The sequence below is a fragment of the Burkholderia sp. BCC1644 genome (assembly GCF_902833225.1).
GTDB lineage: Bacteria > Pseudomonadota > Gammaproteobacteria > Burkholderiales > Burkholderiaceae > Burkholderia.
In genome coordinates this window covers 91,714-109,329 of sequence record NZ_CADFEI010000021.1, presented here as the reverse complement: position 1 = coordinate 109,329, position 17,616 = coordinate 91,714, and the positions used below count along the sequence as shown (strand labels likewise).

Here is a 17,616-nt window from a genome sequence, read left to right as displayed (position 1 = left end):
TTTGAGTCCACTAATTCGCTAAGCCGCCGAGGCTCGGGCGTCGGGGCGCGCAACACGCGCCGGGCGCCGGTGCTGCGACGCAGGATCCGATCCGATGACAACCGGTTTTCTCCAGAAAATTTTTGGCAGCCGCAACCAGCGGCTCGTCAAGCAATACCAAAAGACCGTCACGACGATCAATGCGCTCGAAACGCAGATCGAGAAGCTGACGGACGACCAGTTGCGCGGCAAGACGGACGAATTCCGTCAGCGGGTCGCGGCCGGCGAGTCGCTCGACAAGCTGTTGCCCGAAGCGTTCGCGGTCTGTCGCGAGGCCAGCCGTCGCGTGCTGAAGATGCGGCACTTCGACGTGCAGATGATCGGCGGCATGGTGCTCCACTACGGCAAGATCGCGGAAATGCGCACCGGCGAAGGCAAGACGCTCGTCGCGACGCTGCCCGTGTACCTGAATGCGCTGGCCGGCCGCGGCGTGCACGTCGTGACCGTCAACGACTACCTCGCGCAGCGCGACGCCGAATGGATGGCGCGCCTCTACAACTTCCTCGGTCTGTCGGTCGGCATCAACCTGTCCGGCATGGAGCACGACCAGAAGCAGCAGGCGTATGCCGCGGACATCACGTACGGCACGAACAACGAGTTCGGCTTCGACTACCTGCGCGACAACATGGTCTACGAGACCGACGCGCGCGTGCAGCGGGCCCTGAACTATGCAGTCGTCGACGAAGTGGACTCGATCCTGATCGACGAGGCGCGTACGCCGCTGATCATTTCGGGTCAGGCCGAGGATCACACCGAGCTGTACGTGCGGATGAACGCACTGCCGCCGCTGCTCGAGCGCCAGATCGGCGAAGAGAAGGCCGACGGCACGGGCGTCGAGAAGCCGGGCGACTACACGCTCGACGAAAAGGCGCGCCAGGTGTTCCTGACGGAATCGGGCCACGAGAAGGCCGAGCGCCTGCTCTCCGAATGGGGCCTGATCGGTGAGGGCGAGAGCCTGTACGCGCCGCAGAACATCACGCTGATGCACCACGTGTATGCGGCGCTGCGCGCACACACGCTGTTCCACAAGGATCAGCACTACGTCGTGCAGAACGGCGAAGTGGTCATCGTCGACGAATTCACGGGCCGCCTGATGGCCGGCCGCCGCTGGTCCGACGGCCTGCACCAGGCCGTCGAGGCGAAGGAGCACGTGAAGATCCAGAGCGAGAACCAGACGCTCGCCTCGATCACGTTCCAGAACTACTTCCGGATGTACGCGAAGCTGGCCGGCATGACCGGCACCGCGGACACCGAAGCATACGAATTCAACGAGATCTACGGTCTCGAGACGGTCGTGATCCCGACCAACCGTCCGCCGAAGCGGATCGACAAGCAGGACCAGATCTACAAGACGGCCAAGGAGCGCTACGACGCGGTGATCCGCGACATCCGCGACTGCTACGAGCGCGGCCAGCCGGTGCTGGTCGGCACGACGTCGATCGAGAACTCCGAACTGCTGTCGCACCTGCTGAAGCAGGCCGGGCTGCCGCACGAAGTGCTGAACGCGAAGCAGCACGAGCGTGAAGCGGCGATCGTCGCGGAAGCCGGCCGTCCGAACCGCGTGACGATCGCGACCAACATGGCCGGTCGCGGTACCGACATCGTGCTCGGCGGCAATGCCGAGAAGCAGGCTGCATTCATCGAGGCCGACGACGCGATCCCGGCCGACGAAAAGGCGCGCCGCATCCAGCAGCTGCACGACGAGTGGGAAACGCTGCACGAGCAGGTGAAGGCCGCGGGCGGCCTGCACATCATCGGCACCGAGCGCCACGAATCACGCCGGATCGACAACCAGCTGCGCGGCCGTGCGGGCCGTCAGGGCGATCCGGGCTCGTCGCGCTTCTACCTGTCGCTCGACGATCCGCTGCTGCGCATCTTCGCGGGCGACCGCGTGCGCTCGATCATGGATCGCCTGAAGATGCCGGAAGGCGAGGCGATCGAGGCCGGCATCGTCACGCGGTCGATCGAATCCGCGCAGCGCAAGGTCGAAGCGCGCAACTTCGACATCCGCAAGCAGCTGCTCGAATACGACGACGTGTCGAACGACCAGCGCAAGGTGATCTACCAGCAGCGCAACGAACTGCTCGAAGCGCACGACATCACCGAGACGATCACCGCGATGCGTCACGGCGTGGTCACCGAAGTCGTTCGCCAGTTCGTGCCGGAAGGCAGCATCGAGGAGCAGTGGGACGTGCCCGAGCTCGAGGAAGCGCTGCGCAACGACTGGCAGCTCGACCTCGCGATTCAGGAAATGGTGAACGAGTCGTCGTCGATCACGGCCGAGGAAATTCTCGACGCCGTGATGACGGCCGCCGACGAGCAGTACGAGAGCAAGGTCGCGATGGTCGGCCGCGAATCGTTCAGCGCGTTTGAACGCTCGGTGATGCTGCAAACGGTCGACCGCCTGTGGCGCGAACACCTCGCGGCGCTCGACCACCTGCGCCAGGGCATCCACCTGCGCGGCTATGCGCAGAAGAATCCGAAGCAGGAATACAAGCGCGAAGCGTTCGAACTGTTCGCCGCGATGCTCGAGGCGATCAAGCAGGAAGTCACGCGCGTCGTGATGAACGTGCAGATCCAGTCGCCGGAACAGCTCGAGGAAGCCGCCGAGCAGATCGAGGAGCGCGCCGGTCATCTCGAGAATGTCGAGTACCAGCACGCCGACTACGCGGAAGCCGGTGCGCCGGTGGCGAACGTCGCGGCTGCCGCTGCGGCCACGGCAACGGCCGACATGGTCGGCAGCGCGATGACGCACAGCGGCCCCGGCGGCGAAATGCCGAAGGTCGGCCGCAACGACCCGTGCCCGTGCGGCAGCGGCAAGAAGTACAAGCAATGTCACGGGAAGCTGTCATGATCGACGGCGGCGCGCGTCACGCGTGCCGCTTCGTTCCAGCTTCGAGTCACTGATGCGAGTTGCGGCGGCCCGCGCGTGCGGCCGCCGGTTCTTCCAATCGATGCCGGCGCATGCCGGCATTTTCCATCCGGCAGGTGTGCCCCATGGCTGTCAATTTTCCGTCGATCGATCCCGCCCAACTGCATCCCGTCGCCGGCGTCACGCTCGGCTGGGCGGAAGCGAATATCCGCAAGCCGAATCGCAAGGACGTGCTGGTCATCTCCGTCGACGAAAGCGCGACGGTCGCGGGCGTGTTCACCGAAAACCGTTTCTGCGCCGCGCCGGTCACCGTTTGCCGCGAGCATCTGGCGAAGGTGCGCGCGGGCGGCGCGGGCATTCGCGCGCTCGTCGTGAATACGGGCAATGCGAACGCCGGCACCGGCGAGCCGGGCCTCGTGAACGCCCGTGAAACCTGCACGGAACTCGCTCGCCTCGCGGGCATCGAGCCGGCGCAGGTGCTGCCGTTCTCGACCGGCGTGATCCTCGAGCCGCTGCCGATCGATCGCCTGAAGGCCGGCCTGCCGGCCGCGCTCGCGAACCGCAAGGCCGCGAACTGGTTCGACGCCGCGCAGGCGATCATGACGACCGACACGCTGCCGAAGGCCACGTCGCGCCAGGTGGCGATCGACGGCCATACGGTCACGCTGACGGGCATCAGCAAGGGCGCGGGCATGATCAAGCCGAACATGGCGACGATGCTCGGCTTCCTCGCATTCGACGCGAACGTCGCTCAGCCGGTGCTCGACACGCTCGTGAAGGAAGTCGCCGATCGCTCGTTCAACTGCATCACGATCGACGGCGATACGTCGACGAACGACTCGTTCATCCTGATCGCATCGGGCAAGAGCACGCTGCCGGCCATCACGTCGACCGATTCGCCGGCCTATGCGGCGCTGCGCGATGCGGTGACGGAAGTCGCGCAGGTGCTGTCGCAACTGATCGTGCGCAATGGCGAAGGCGCGACGAAATTCATGACGGTGCAGGTCGAAGGCGGCAAGAACGTCGCCGAATGCCGCCAGATCGCCTATGCGATCGGCCATTCGCCGCTCGTGAAGACGGCCTTCTACGCATCCGACCCCAACCTTGGCCGGATTCTCGCGGCGATCGGCTACGCGGGCGTCACGGATCTCGACGTCGGCAAGATCGACCTCTATCTCGACGACGTGCTCGTCGCGAAGGCAGGCGGCCGCAACCCGGCCTACCAGGAAGAGGACGGCCAGCGCGTGATGAAGCAGAGCGAAATCACGATCCGCGTGCTGCTCGGCCGCGGCGACGCGCAGGCCACCATCTGGACGTGCGACCTGTCGCACGATTACGTGAGCATCAACGCGGATTACCGCTCCTGATCGGGACCGTTCGAACGACATGGACAAGCTTGAACAGTTTCTGACGCGCGCCGAAGCGCTGCTCGCCCGTCTCGAGGGGGTGCTGCCGCCCGCGCCGGCGGCCGTCGACTGGAACGCCGCCCACGCATTCCGCTGGCGCAAGCGCCAGGGGCGCGGTTACCTGCAGCCGGTGCCGGCCGTGTCGTCGATCACGCTCGGCGACCTGCACAACATCGATCGCCAGAAAGGGTTGATCGAGCAGAACACGCGGCAGTTCGTGCAGCAGAAGCCAGCCAACAACGTGCTGCTGACCGGCGCACGCGGTACCGGCAAGTCGTCGCTGATCAAGGCGTGCCTGAACGCGTATGCGCAGGACGGGCTGCGCCTGATCGAAGTCGACAAGGACGACCTGCACGATCTCGGCGACATTGTCGACCTGATCTCGCAGCGTCCCGAGCGGTTCATCGTGTTCTGCGACGACCTGTCGTTCGAGGAAGGCGAGTCGGGCTACAAGGCGCTGAAGGTTGCGCTCGACGGCTCGATCGCCGCGCAGTCGGACAACGTGCTGATCTATGCGACGTCGAACCGCCGCCATCTGCTGCCCGAGTACATGAGCGACAACGAGTCGTACAAGCATCTCCCGGATGGCGAGATTCACCCCGGCGAAGTCGTCGAGGAAAAGATCTCGCTGTCGGAGCGCTTCGGCCTGTGGGTCAGCTTCTATCCGTTCAAGCAGGACGATTATCTCGGCATCGTCGCGCACTGGCTGCGCCACTTCGGCTGCCCGGACGCGGAGATCGAGTCCGCGCGTGGTGATGCGCTCGTGTGGGCGCTCGAACGCGGTTCGCGGTCGGGGCGCGTCGCATGGCAGTTCGCGCGTGACTGGTCGGGCCGCAAGGAGCAGGCATGAGCGCGGATCTCGCACAAGGCGCCGTGCGCGCACCGGATGGCCGCAAGGTGACGGAAGTCGCGGTCGGCGTGATGGTCCAGCCGGACGGTAGCTACCTGCTCGCGCAGCGCCTGCAGGGCAAGCCGTATGAAGGTTACTGGGAGTTTCCGGGCGGCAAGCTCGAGGCCGGCGAAAGCGTCGAGGACGCGCTCGCGCGCGAACTCCACGAGGAGCTCGGCATCGAGGTCACGGCCAGCCATCGCTGGCACACGCTCGAGCACGATTATCCGCATGCGTACGTGCGGCTTTATTTCTGCAAGGTGACGGGCTGGACGGGCGAGCCGCACAGCAAGGAAGGGCAGGCGTTCGTGTGGCAGCAACTGCCGGTCGCCGTTGCGCCGCTGTTGCCGGCGGCGCTGCCGGTGCTCGAACTGCTCGAGAAGGAAGCGGCGTCGAACTGACGCCGTGACGGCCTGCAGAAAAGGCGGGCCATATCGCAGGCGGGCTGTGCCGCCCGCCGCTCAGCTGTCGCGACGGCCGTCCGTGCCGTCTTCTTCCGACGAGGGGCCCTCGTCGGAAGCGCCGCCGATCCGGTACTTTTCCGCGGCCCATGCGCCGAGGTCGAGCTGCTTGCAGCGGGCCGAACAGAACGGGCGGAACTGATTTTCAGGTGTCCAGCGCACTTCGGCGCCGCACGATGGGCATTTCACAACGGTAGTCATACGAAAGCGATCCGGCACGCGGCCGTTACAGATTGCACAGTGTCAGATGGAACGGCACGTCGATGTCCACCGCGCGCGGCCGCACATCGCCGTCCTGCATGGTGAACCGTACCCACAGCATGTATTTGTTGGCGCTCGCTTCGGGAATGACGCGCAGCTCCGGCGGCACGCGTACCTGCATCAGCTGGTAGGTGCGGCCCGACAGCATTTGCTGATAGCTGCCCTGCATCGCCATCACCTTCGACGCCTGGCCCGATTCGCGCGCGAGCCGCAGCACGATCGACGCGGCGTCGCGCAGCGGCAGCATCGGCAGGATCCACTTCGCGATGTCCTGGCGCCGCTGTTCGGCGGGCCATTGCTGCCACGCATAGTACGACGGCAGGTCGAACTTGCACGTGCCGCCGGGAATCACCGCACGGCTGCGGATGCTGGCGAGCCATTCGTTGTCGACGAGGTGCTGGCCGGTCTTGCCCTGCATCTGCGCGAGATTGGCCAGCGTCTGCTCGATTTCGCCGAGCACGGCCTCGAGCGCGTTCTGCTCGATGCCCGGATTGCCGCGAAAGGGGGCGAGCGTCTGGCGTTGACGTTCGAGCTCCTTCATCAGATCCGATTTCAGGTCCGCGCGGCCCGTTACCTCGGCGATTTCGAACAGCGTCGTCAGCGCGACGTGGTGTTCACGCGGGTCCTCCTGAGCCAAAAAGAACGCGAAGCGCTCGAAGAGATCTTCGAGGCGCAACAGCGTGCGAATTCGCTCGTTGAACGGATACTCGTAAAGAATCAAGCGCGCTCGCCTCTTGGGTAGGGATTGAAACAATGCAGGACATTCTAATGCTCACTCTCTACCCTAGCAACGCGCCAATTTCGTACACCATCACGATCGCGCGCGATGCTCAGTGCGCGGCGGCCGCGAACGCCACATAGCGTTGGTGCAGTGCATCGACCTGGGCGGCGAGTGCATCGGGCGTAACCGCGTCGTTGACGATCACGTCGTCGGCCGCCGCGAGACGGGCTTCGCGCGTTGCCTGTCGCGCGATGATCGCTTCGACCTGCTCGCGCGTGAAGCCGTTGCGCCGCATCACGCGCGCGATCTGCGTTTCGACCGGGCAATCGACGACGAGCACGCGATCGCTGCGTGTCTTCCAGTTGCCTGACTCGACGAGCAGCGGCACGACGAACATCACGTACGGGCCCTGCGCTTCGCGTGCTTCGCGATCGGTCTCCGCGCGGATCAGCGGATGCGTGATCGCTTCGAGGCGCCGGCGCGCATCGTCGTCGCTGAAGATCAGCGTGCGCATCTTCGCGCGATCGAGCGAGCCGTCGGCGGCAACGAAACCGTGGCCGAACGCCTGTTCGATCGCGGGCATCGCAAGGCCGCCGGGAGCGGTGATGCGGTGGGCGATCAGATCGGTATCGACGAGCGACGCGCCGCGAGCGCCGAACAGGTCGGCGACGGTCGTCTTGCCGCTGCCGATGCCGCCCGTGAGTCCTACTGCGAACATGTCAGCCTCCGAGCGCGAAATAGAAAGGCGTGCCGAAAAACAGCGTCGCGACGCCGCCGGCCGCGAGGAACGGGCCGAACGGAATCGGCTCCTCGAAGCGCATGCGGCCGCGCCAGGTCGCGACGAGCCCGACGATCGCGCCCGTCACCGCGGCGAACAGCACGACTTGCGGCAGCGCGGCCCAGCCCATCCACGCGCCGAGTGCGGCAAGCAGTTTCAGGTCGCCGAAGCCGATGCCCTCGATACCGCGCAACCATTTGAACAGCCAGTAGATCGACCACAGGAACAGGTAGCCGGCCATCGCACCGATCACGGCCGAGCGCAGCGACGTGAACGTGCCGCCGAGATTCAGCACGAGCCCTGCCCAGAGCAGCGGCAGCGTCATCGAATCGGGCAGGTAGCCGGTGCGGATGTCGATCGCGCTCATCGCGAGCAGTGCGGCGCACAGTGCGAACGCAGCGAGCGCGGCGACCGTCGGGCCGAACGCGGCGAGCGAGCCGGCGGCGAGCAGTGCGCACGCGAGCTCGACGAGCGGATAACGGATGCCGATCGCGTGGCCGCAGCGGCGGCAGCGCCCGCGCAGCATCAGATAGCTGACGAGGGGGATGTTCTCCCATGCGCGCAACACGTGGCCGCAATGCGAGCAGGCACTGCGCGGGCGCCACAGGTCGTAGCGCGGCGGATAACCGTCGTCGGGCGCGGCGCTGGCGTTGCCGGTCGCCTCATCGATCTCGGCCTGCCACGCGCGCTGCATCATCACGGGCAGCCGGTGCACGACCACGTTCAGGAAGCTGCCGATGCAAAGGCCGATGACGACCGCGAACGCGTACTGCAGCGCGGGCGGCAGCATCGCCAGCGCGAGCAGCGTGCGCTCGGGCGAATCGGGAACGGCGGACAGGGGCACGGGCGTCATGAGGCTCACGGTTCGGACTTAAAAGGCGACAGAATCGGTTGCGATGCTACACCACGTTGCCGAGCTGAAGGATGGGCAGATACATCGCGATCACGAGGCCGCCGACGAGCGCGCCCAGGACGATCACGATCAGCGGTTCGCCAAGCGCGGCGAGCGCATCGAGACGCGCGTCGAGCTGGCGTTCGCACAGCGCGGCGATGTCGGCGAGCATCGTGTCGAGCGTGCCGGTTTCCTCGGCGACGGCGATCGGCTGGACGACGTCGTCCGGAAAGCAGCCGGCCGACTGCATCGCATCGGCGAGACGTGCACCGCGCAACACGCGTGCCGCGATGTGAGCGGTGGCGTGCGCGAACACGGGATGGCCGGCCGTGCGCTCGAGCGTGGCGAAGGTGTCGGCGAGCGGCACACCGGCGCCGAGCAGCGTCGCGAGCGAACGGCACCAGCGCGCGGCCGCGTACCGCTCGAGCGCGCTGCCTGCGAGCGGAGCGCGCAGCAGGTGCCGCGCGACTGCATGGCGCAACGGCGCCGACCGGCGAAGCACGTGATGCGCGGCGAGCGCCGCTGCCGCAACGCCGGCCACGAGCATGCCGCCCCACGCCGACAACGCGGAGGAGAGCGCGAGCAGTGCTCGGGTCGGCGCGGGCAGGGCCGCGCCGAAACCGTCGAAGATCTGCCGGAACGTCGGCACGACCCATACCATCAACGCGGCCGAGATTGCGAGCGCGAACAGGATGACGGCAGCCGGATACGCGAGGGCGGTCCGCAGCTTGCGCCATTGCGCGTCGGCGCGCTCGCGGTGTTCCGCGACGCGTGTCAGCACGATGCCGAGCGATCCGGACGCTTCGCCGACTTCGATCAATTGGCGATAGAGCGTGCCGAACTGCGACGGATAGCGTGCGAGCGCATCGGCGAAGCGCCGGCCGCCGACGATCTCGCGGGCGAGGCCCGCCGCGATGCGCGGCAGGCCGTCGCGCGATCGTGTACGCGCGAGCATCTCGAGCGACGGTGCGAGCGGCAGCCCGGCCTGCAACAGGCTCGCGAGCTGGCGCGTGAAACGCGTGACCTCGCGGGCACCGGCTGTCGGCGGCCGGGCCGGCCCGCGGACGTCGAGCGACAGCACCGCGATGCCGTCGCGCGCGAGCGTGGCGCGCGCGGCTGCGGCGTCGAAGGCAACGACGGTTCCGTGGCGCAGCGTGCCGTTGCGACGGCGGCCGCGCCAGGCGAAGCGGGTTTCGCGCGGCGGCGTGCGCATGTTCATACCGCGGGGGTGGCGGCGACGGCCTCCGCGATGCTCGTCGTGCCGTCCCGTACGCGGGCGAATGCCGCGTCGCGCAGGTTGCGCACGCCTTCGGCCGCCGCGCATTGCGCGAGCTCGCCGACGCTTGCCCGCGCGACGATGCGTTCGGCCAATTCAGGCGAGACCGGCATCGTCTGATGCAGCCCGATCCGGCCGCGATAGCCGATCCCGTGACAGGCGGCGCAGCCGCGCGCGACGAACGGCCGCCATCCGTCTGCCAGCGCCGCCGGGTCGCAGCCGGCTTCCCGCAGCACGTGCGCCGGTGCATCCGACGGGACACGGCATGCGACGCACAGGCGCCGGACGAGGCGCTGCGCGGTGACGAGCTGCAGCGCGGCGGCGAGGTTGTACGGCGCGACGCCGATATCGAGCATGCGCGCGATCGCGGCCGGCGCGTCGTTCGTATGCAGCGTCGACAGCACGAGATGGCCGGTCTGCGCGGCCTTGATCGCGACGTCGGCCGTTTCCGCGTCGCGGATCTCGCCGACCATGATGATGTCCGGATCCTGCCGCAACAGCGCGCGCAGCGCCGTCGCGAACGTGAGCCCGGCCTTGTCGGCGACGCCGACCTGGTTGATCCCGTCGAGCTGGATTTCGGCGGGATCCTCGACCGTGCAGACGTTGTGCGCGTCGCGATCGAGCATCTGCAGTGCGCAGTACAGCGACAGCGTCTTGCCGCTGCCGGTCGGGCCCGTGACGAGCACGAGGCCGTGCGGTGCGCGTATCGCCGCCTCCATCGCGGCGGCCTGCTGCGTGTCGAAGCCGAGACGCGTGAGCGTGAGATCGGGTGGCAGTGTTTCGAGGCGCCGCAGCACGAGCTTTTCGCCGAACAGCGTCGGCAGCGAACTGACGCGGTAGTCGCCGCGCGTACCGCCGTCGATCGCGATGCGCAGCCTGCCGTCCTGCGGGAGCCGTCGCTCGGCGATGTCCATGCGCGCGAGCACCTTGATCCGCGTGACGAGCGCGTCGCGCAGGTGGACGGGCGGCTGCGCATGGTTGTGCAGCATGCCGTCGATGCGCAGGCGGATGCGCCAGCCGGTTTCGAACGGTTCGACGTGGATGTCGGATGCATCGCGCACGCGTGCCGCGTGCAGCGTGTCCGTCAGCAGCCGCACGGCCGGCGCATCGTCGAGCTGGGCCGCATCGAGTGCGTGAGGCGCGGCGACAGGCGGCGCGTCGGCGCGGGCGGGCGACGGCTGCGCGCGCAGCGGTGCCCCGGGAGGAGGGATGGGCATGTGAGCCGGCACGCTGGCCGCCTGTTGACGTGACCTGCAGATGGTCGCGCGTCGCGGGCGGCGCCGGCAGTCAGCCGTTCGGCTAGCGGCCGGTGGCGCGTGCGGTGCGCGAGCCGCGCGGCTTGAAGAGCTTGACGGTGCGCACGGCCTGATCGTCGCTGCGCATCACCTCGAGCATCACGTCGCCGATTTTCAGGCACACGTCGTCTTCCGGAATTTCCTCGAGGATTTCGAGCACCAGTCCGTTCAGCGTCTTCGGCCCGTCGGTCGGCAGCTTCAGGTGCAGCCAGCGGTTCAGTTCGCGCAGCGGCATGCTGGCCGAGACGATGCATTCTCCGTTCTCGTCCCAGCCGCCCGCGCGTTCGCTGCGCGGCATCGACGTCGTGAATTCGCCGATCAGTTCCTCGATGATGTCCTCGGGCGTGACGAGCCCTTCGAGCTCGCCGTACTCGTTGACGACGAGCGCGGTCCGCTGCCGCGTTTCCTGGAAAAACTGGAGCTGCTGGACCACCGGCGTGCCCGACGGCACGTAGTACGGCTCGGAGAGCAGCGTGCGCAGCGTCTCGCGGTCGAACTCCTGGTTGTGCAGCGCGGTGAGCGTCTTGCGTACGTGCAGCACGCCGAGCACCCTGTCGATGTCGCCTTCGTAGACGACGAGCCGGTTGTGATAGCAGGTCTCGAGCTGGTGCAGGACGTCGTCGAGCGGCGCGTAGAAGTTGAGCGACTCGATCTGGCGGCGCGGCACCATCACGTCGTCGACCGTGATGTTCTCGAGGTCGAACAGGTTGAGCAGGATGCTGCGGTGCTTGGTCGGCATGAAACTGCTCGACTCGAGCACGATGGCCCTGAGCTCGTCGGCCGACATCCGCTGGTCGCGGCCCTTCTTCGTGTTGATGCGCAGCACCCACAGCACGCCGTTCGCGAGCGCGTTGACGAACCAGACGACCGGCTTGAACACGCGCATCAGCGGCGCGATCACGAGGCTCGCGGGCAGTGCGATGCGTTCGGGGAAGGTCGCGCCGACGATCTTCGGCGCGATTTCCGCGAACACGATGATCAGGAACGCGACGATGCCGGTCGCGATCGACAGCGCGAGGTTGTTGCGGCCGAACGTATGCAGCGCGAGCGACGTCGTCAGGACCGGGATGATCGTGTTGAACAGGTTGTTGCCGATCAGGATCACGCTGAGCAGCAGGTCAGTGCGCGTGAGCAGGCCTTGCGTGGTCTTCGCGCCGAGCGCGCCCTGGCCGGCGAGATGCTTCAGCCGATGGCGGTTGAGCGCCATCATCGCGGTCTCGGAAATCGAAAAGAAGCTGGAACAGAGGAGAAGCAGGAAGACGGCGCCGATTTGCGCCCATAAGGGAATTTGGTCCACGCGTCGGAATGGGCAGTGAAGGACAGGGATGGAGGGAATATAGCAGAGGCCGGCGACCGCGATGTGTCGTGCGCGACACGAGGGGCCTGCGGCGGCCGGGCAAAAAAAAACCGTGCACATGGTGCACGGTTTTTTACAAATCTGGTCGGGGTGAGAGGATTCGAACCTCCGGCCTCTACGTCCCGAACGTAGCGCTCTACCAGGCTAAGCTACACCCCGATTTGGACTCTTCCGATTTCACAGTCTTCTTCAAGACCGCTGCGTCGTCGAGCAAGAACATAACTATAACGACGTTTCTTCAGAAAGGGAAGACCTTGGAGAAGAAAATTTTCGAGACAGGTGATTTCCCCGTGTCGAACGTGCGTCGTCGCAACCGTGGCGGCGACGCGCGCGATTGACTTACGACTGTCGCGACGTCGAATACGAGCACAGCGCGAGCAGGCTCTCCTTGTAGATCGAATCGGGGAACGCCGCGATCGCTGCGGCTGCGGCCTGCGCTTCCTGGCGTGCGCACTCGAGCGTGTGATCGAGCGCACCCGAGCGCGTGATCGCTTCGAAGATCGTGTCGAAGCGATCGGTGCCGCCCTGTTCGATCGCCTCGCGCGCCAGCGCCGACTGCTCGGGCGTGCCGCGTTCGATCAGATAGATGAGCGGCAGCGTCGGCTTGCCTTCGCGCAGGTCGTCGCCGGCGTTCTTGCCCATGGCCTCGACGGTGCCCGCGTAGTCGAGCCAGTCGTCCATGATCTGGAATGCGGTACCGATCCGGCGCCCGTACTCGGCGGCGGCGGCTTCGGTCGGCGCATCGGCGCCCGCGAGTACCGCGCCCAGGCGGGCCGACGCCTCGAACAGCTTGGCCGTCTTGTAGCGGATCACCTGCATGTAGCGCGTTTCGTCGACGTCGGCGTCGTGCATGTTGAGCAGCTGCAGCACCTCGCCTTCGGAGATGATCGTCGTTGCTTCGGACAGGATCTCCATCACGCGCATCTTGCCGACGCCGACCATCATCTCGAACGAACGCGAGTAGAGGTAATCGCCTACCAGCACGCTCGCCGCGTTGCCGAACAGCGCATTGGCGGTCTGCCGGCCGCGGCGCAACTCGGATTCGTCGACGACGTCGTCATGCAGCAGCGTGGCCGTGTGGATGAACTCGACGACGGCGGCCAGCACGTGCCGCTGGTGCGACGTTTCGCCGAGCGCGCCGGCGACGAGCAGCAGCAACGCCGGACGCAGCCGCTTGCCGCCCGCGCCGATGATGTACTCGGCGATCTGGTTGATCAGCAGCACGTCGGACGCGAGGCTTTGCCGGATAACGCGATTCACCTGCTCCATGTCGCTGGTGATCGGGGCGAGCAGGTGGGCGGCGCTGAGGGTGGGGGAGGCGGTGGACGACGACATGATGATGGAATTGGGTGATGCGGCGGATTATAAGTCGAATCCGCGAAATCCCGGTCTGTCAGACGTGCTGCAGCCGTGATTTTGGCCGTTCGGCCAGGGCTTGCGCGCGGCAATCGTCGATCGGTTTTGACTTCGGTGCTAAGCCCATGTATAATCACGTGTTTTCCGCGCGTGGTGTGCGGAAAAATTGGATCCAGAGTGAGGTTCTCAATGTACGCGGTCATAAAAACCGGCGGCAAGCAGTACAAGGTTGCCGTTGGCGAAAAACTCAAAGTAGAACAGATACCGGCTGACATTGACGCTGAAATCACGCTCGACCAGGTTCTCGCAGTGGGCGAAGGCGAATCGATTAAGTTCGGTACGCCGCTGGTCAGTGGGGCTTCCGTCAAGGCCACCGTTGTGTCGCACGGTCGTCATGCCAAGGTCACCATCTTCAAGATGCGTCGCCGGAAGCACTACCAAAAGCACGGCGGCCACCGCCAGAACTACACTGAGCTGCGCATCGACGCGATCAACGCGTAAGCGCCTCGGTAAAGGAGCAATCAGATGGCACACAAAAAGGCAGGCGGCTCTTCCCGGAACGGCCGCGACTCCGAGTCGAAGCGTCTCGGCGTGAAAGTGTACGGCGGCCAGGCAATCAATGCCGGCGGCATCATCGTGCGTCAGCGCGGTACGCGCATGCACGCAGGCGAGAACGTCGGCATGGGCAAGGATCACACCCTGTTCGCGCTGGTTGACGGTCACGTCAAGTTCGCGACGAAGGGCGCGGACAAGAAGCATCTGGTCATCGTTGTCCCGGCGGCTGCCTAAGTCAGGCACCTACGGGCTTCGTAGCCGAAAGGCCCCGCAGTCTTCGCGGGGCCTTTTTTTATTTGGTCGCCGGGCGCAGGTGCGTGCCGGCGGCCCTCGCGCAACCGGCGTACGATCGGCCGAATGGCAGATTGTTCAAGCGTGCCGGCGCGCGGCACAATAGCGGAAATACTGGGCGGAGTGACGAATGAAGTTCATTGACGAAGCACGAATCGAAGTCATCGCCGGCGACGGAGGCGATGGCAGCGCGTCGATGCGCCGCGAGAAATTCGTCCCGTTCGGCGGGCCGGACGGCGGCGACGGCGGCCGGGGCGGTAGCGTCTACGCGATCGCCGACCGTAACATCAACACGCTGATCGACTACCGATACGCGAAGAAGCACCTCGCGCGCAACGGCGAAAACGGCCGCGGCTCGGATTGCTACGGCAAGGGCGGCGATGACGTCACGCTGCGCATGCCGGTCGGCACGATCATCAACGACATGGATACCGGCGAGCTGATTGCCGACCTGACCGAGCACGACCAGCAGGTGATGCTTGCCCAGGGCGGCTCCGGCGGCCTCGGCAACCTGCATTTCAAGTCGAGCACGAACCGTGCGCCGCGCCAGAAGACGGACGGAAAGCCGGGCGAGCGGCGCATGCTGAGGCTCGAGCTGAAGGTGCTCGCCGACGTTGGCCTGCTCGGCATGCCGAACGCAGGCAAGTCGACGTTCATCTCGTCGGTGTCGAACGCGCGGCCGAAGATCGCCGACTACCCGTTCACGACGCTTGCGCCGAATCTCGGCGTGGTGCGCGTCGGCCCGAGCAAGAGCTTCGTGATCGCCGACATCCCGGGGCTGATCGAGGGTGCGGCGGAAGGCGCGGGCCTCGGGCATCAGTTCCTGCGCCACCTGCAGCGCACCGGCGTGCTGCTGCATCTAGTCGATCTTGCACCGTTCGACGAAAGCGTCGATCCGGTCGCGGAAGCGACTGCGATCGTCGGCGAGCTGCGCAAGTACGACGAAGCGCTGTACGAAAAGCCGCGCTGGCTCGTGCTCAACAAGCTGGACATGGTGCCGGAAGACGAGCGCGAGGCGCGCGTCGCCGATTTCCTCGACCGTTTCGGCTGGAGCGGCCCCGTGTTCGAGATTTCGGCATTGACGGGCCAGGGCTGCGAAGCGCTGTGCTACGCGATCTACGATTACCTGTCGGAACATTCGGACGCGCACCGTGCGGCAGAGGCGGAAGATCTTGCGGCGGACGTGCGTTTCCGCGATGCGCCGCCGGCAGACGGCGGTGCAGTGCCGGGCGACGACGCCTGAGCGGTTCCGGAACGCGCCGGGCGTGCCGCCCGGCGTCGGCGTTCAATCGCGCCCGACCGGGCAGGCATCAGATACAGGAGACAGTGCAGGATGCGTTCGATCATCGCGGATTCGAAGCGATTGGTGGTGAAGGTGGGTTCGAGCCTCGTGACCAACGACGGCAAGGGGCTCGATCATGCTGCGATCGGCCGCTGGGCAGCCCAGATCGCCGCGTTGCGCGCGCAGGGCAAGGAAGTCGTGCTCGTCAGTTCGGGTGCGATTGCCGAAGGGATGCAGCGGCTCGGCTGGAGCAAGCGGCCGCGGGAAATCGACGAGTTGCAGGCCGCCGCGGCAGTCGGCCAGATGGGGCTCGCGCAGGTCTATGAGAGCCGCTTCACCGAGCACGACATTCGCACCGCGCAGATCCTGCTCACGCATGCCGACCTGGCCGATCGCGAGCGCTACCTGAATGCACGCTCGACGCTGCTCACGCTGCTGCGGCTCGGCGTCGTGCCGATCATCAACGAGAACGACACGGTGGTCACCGACGAAATCAAGTTCGGCGACAACGACACGCTCGGCGCGCTCGTCGCGAACCTGATCGAAGGCGATGCGCTGATCATCCTGACCGACCAGACCGGGCTGTTCACGGCCGATCCGCGCAAGGACCCGAACGCGACGCTCGTCGCCGAGGCCAATGCGGGCGCGCCGGAGCTCGAGGCGATGGCCGGCGGCGCCGGCTCGAGCCTCGGTCGCGGCGGGATGCTGACGAAGATCCTCGCGGCGAAGCGTGCGGCACACAGCGGCGCCAACACCGTGATCGCGAGCGGCCGGGAGGCCGACGTGCTCGTGCGTCTGGCGGCCGGCGAGGCGATCGGCACGCAGCTGATCGCGCGTACCGCGCGGATGGCGGCGCGCAAGCAATGGATGGCCGACCATCTGCAGGTGCGCGGCCATGTCGTGATCGACGCCGGCGCGGTCGAAAAGCTGACGGCCGGCGGCAAGAGCCTGCTGCCGATCGGCGTGATCGACGTGCAGGGCGCGTTCGCGCGCGGCGAGGTGATCGCGTGTGTCGGCCCCGACGGGCGCGAAGTGGCGCGCGGGCTCACGAACTACAGCAGCGCGGAAACGAAGCTGATTCACCGCAAGCCGAGCGGCGAGATCGAGACGGTGCTCGGCTACATGCTGGAGCCCGAACTGATCCATCGCGACAACCTCGTGCTGGTGTGATCGCCGGCCACGGTTTCGGCAGTCCAGGCAGCCCAATGAAAAAGCCCGCGCGATGCGGGCTTTTTTCATGCGGCATGGCGACGCGGATGACCCGCGCCGCGCGCCGTCAGCGCAACTGCGTCATCGCGGTGCGGTGGAACCGGATGTTTTCCAGGATCTGCCGGGTCGAGCCTTGCGGCATCTTGTTCGAGCAGAAGTAGTCCTGATAGAGCGCGGAGTGGTAGGCGTTCAGCTCGCCGTTCTCGATGCGCCGCCAGTCGTTCTCGACGGTGCGATCCCAGCCGTTGTGGTCGGAGTTCAGGCCGGCGTACTGGCGCCATTCGTAGGTGTCGCAGCGGATGCCTTCGTAGTTCACGTTGCGCGCGCCGGCCGGGCTCGTGATGACGACTGCGTAGCGCACGACGCCATCGGTGCCGACGTCGAGCGACTTCGCATCGACGAAGAACTTGAGCGGCGTGTTCTGCGAGACGTTGAACGGCAGCAGGTCGCCCGTTTGCGGCAGCGGCGGCAGCGTGTCGACCGTGTTTTCCTTCCAGTTCCCCTGGCGGTCCAGCAGATAGACGAACTCGCTGTCATCCTTGTTGGACGGCGCTTTCGAATTCGCGCAGCCAGCCAGGGCAGCCATCGCGGCGATCGATGCGAGCGCGAGAGCAATCGCTTTCAATATGCATTCCTCGTAAAAAAAGGGCGCGACACCAAGGTCGCGCCCGGTCAT

The 17,616-nt window shown here is 66.3% G+C and carries 17 protein-coding genes and 1 tRNA gene; 8 read left to right on the top strand and 10 right to left on the bottom strand.

Going from position 1 to position 17,616, the window contains the following annotated elements:
* The first annotated feature begins 94 nt into the window (after positions 1-94).
* The 4 genes from secA to HWX87_RS31880 all read left to right on the top strand — a co-directional run bounded on the left by secA (position 95) and on the right by HWX87_RS31880 (position 5,607).
* Positions 95-2,893 carry a preprotein translocase subunit SecA gene (gene secA / locus HWX87_RS31895; protein WP_176050933.1) on the top strand — a complete coding sequence of 933 codons (2,799 nt, stop codon included), beginning with the start codon at positions 95-97 and terminating at the stop codon, positions 2,891-2,893.
* Between the two features lie 143 nt (positions 2,894-3,036).
* A complete protein-coding gene (gene argJ, locus HWX87_RS31890) occupies positions 3,037-4,278 on the top strand; it encodes a bifunctional glutamate N-acetyltransferase/amino-acid acetyltransferase ArgJ (RefSeq protein WP_176050932.1) in 1,242 nt (413 codons plus the stop codon).
* A gap of 19 nt (positions 4,279-4,297) precedes the next feature.
* Entirely contained in the window at positions 4,298-5,167 is an 870-nt protein-coding gene (locus tag HWX87_RS31885; RefSeq protein ID WP_176050931.1) for an ATP-binding protein, read from the top strand.
* On the top strand, positions 5,164-5,607 hold the full coding sequence (locus HWX87_RS31880) for an NUDIX domain-containing protein (RefSeq protein ID WP_039353126.1): 444 nt from the start codon (positions 5,164-5,166) through the stop codon (positions 5,605-5,607). Before HWX87_RS31885 ends, HWX87_RS31880 begins: the two co-directional genes overlap by 4 nt.
* 60 nt (positions 5,608-5,667) lie before the next feature.
* Here HWX87_RS31880 and HWX87_RS31875 read toward each other — a convergent pair whose 3' ends face one another.
* From HWX87_RS31875 to HWX87_RS31835, 9 genes are all read right to left on the bottom strand, one after another.
* Entirely contained in the window at positions 5,668-5,868 is a 201-nt protein-coding gene (locus tag HWX87_RS31875; protein WP_174386149.1) for a DNA gyrase inhibitor YacG, read from the bottom strand.
* A gap of 25 nt (positions 5,869-5,893) precedes the next feature.
* Complete coding sequence (gene zapD, locus HWX87_RS31870; protein ID WP_034186363.1) at positions 5,894-6,649, bottom strand: cell division protein ZapD; 756 nt, start codon at positions 6,647-6,649, stop codon at positions 5,894-5,896.
* Positions 6,650-6,758: 109 nt separating this feature from the next.
* The gene (gene coaE / locus HWX87_RS31865) at positions 6,759-7,367 is read right to left on the bottom strand and encodes a dephospho-CoA kinase (protein WP_176050930.1); all 609 of its coding nucleotides are present in this window, start codon (positions 7,365-7,367) and stop codon (positions 6,759-6,761) included.
* 1 nt (position 7,368) lies between these two features.
* Complete coding sequence (locus HWX87_RS31860; protein WP_176050929.1) at positions 7,369-8,280, bottom strand: A24 family peptidase; 912 nt, start codon at positions 8,278-8,280, stop codon at positions 7,369-7,371.
* Positions 8,281-8,326: 46 nt separating this feature from the next.
* The gene (locus HWX87_RS31855; protein WP_176050928.1) at positions 8,327-9,538 is read right to left on the bottom strand and encodes a type II secretion system F family protein; all 1,212 of its coding nucleotides are present in this window, start codon (positions 9,536-9,538) and stop codon (positions 8,327-8,329) included.
* Entirely contained in the window at positions 9,535-10,812 is a 1,278-nt protein-coding gene (locus HWX87_RS31850; RefSeq protein ID WP_176050927.1) for an ATPase, T2SS/T4P/T4SS family, read from the bottom strand. Before HWX87_RS31850 ends, HWX87_RS31855 begins: the two co-directional genes overlap by 4 nt.
* Positions 10,813-10,894: 82 nt before the next feature.
* Positions 10,895-12,187 carry an HlyC/CorC family transporter gene (locus HWX87_RS31845; protein WP_176050926.1) on the bottom strand — a complete coding sequence of 431 codons (1,293 nt, stop codon included), beginning with the start codon at positions 12,185-12,187 and terminating at the stop codon, positions 10,895-10,897.
* A gap of 142 nt (positions 12,188-12,329) precedes the next feature.
* Positions 12,330-12,406 (bottom strand) — tRNA-Pro (locus HWX87_RS31840).
* Positions 12,407-12,586: 180 nt separating this feature from the next.
* On the bottom strand, positions 12,587-13,582 hold the full coding sequence (locus HWX87_RS31835) for a polyprenyl synthetase family protein (protein WP_034182656.1): 996 nt from the start codon (positions 13,580-13,582) through the stop codon (positions 12,587-12,589).
* Between the two features lie 210 nt (positions 13,583-13,792).
* Between HWX87_RS31835 and rplU the strand changes: the two genes are divergently transcribed.
* The 4 genes from rplU to proB all read left to right on the top strand — a co-directional run bounded on the left by rplU (position 13,793) and on the right by proB (position 16,901).
* Positions 13,793-14,104, top strand: coding sequence for a 50S ribosomal protein L21 (gene rplU / locus HWX87_RS31830; RefSeq protein WP_006025184.1), 312 nt, complete (start codon positions 13,793-13,795; stop codon positions 14,102-14,104).
* Between the two features lie 24 nt (positions 14,105-14,128).
* On the top strand, positions 14,129-14,392 hold the full coding sequence (gene rpmA / locus HWX87_RS31825; RefSeq protein ID WP_006476999.1) for a 50S ribosomal protein L27: 264 nt from the start codon (positions 14,129-14,131) through the stop codon (positions 14,390-14,392).
* Positions 14,393-14,579: 187 nt separating this feature from the next.
* Positions 14,580-15,692 carry a GTPase ObgE gene (gene obgE, locus HWX87_RS31820; RefSeq protein WP_176050925.1) on the top strand — a complete coding sequence of 371 codons (1,113 nt, stop codon included), beginning with the start codon at positions 14,580-14,582 and terminating at the stop codon, positions 15,690-15,692.
* Between the two features lie 90 nt (positions 15,693-15,782).
* Positions 15,783-16,901 (top strand): glutamate 5-kinase, encoded by a 1,119-nt coding sequence (gene proB, locus HWX87_RS31815; protein WP_176050924.1) that lies wholly within the window; start codon positions 15,783-15,785, stop codon positions 16,899-16,901.
* Positions 16,902-17,007: 106 nt separating this feature from the next.
* On the opposite strand, the gene HWX87_RS31810 is transcribed toward proB, so the two are convergent.
* Entirely contained in the window at positions 17,008-17,616 is a 609-nt protein-coding gene (locus tag HWX87_RS31810; protein WP_176050923.1) for a CNP1-like family protein, read from the bottom strand.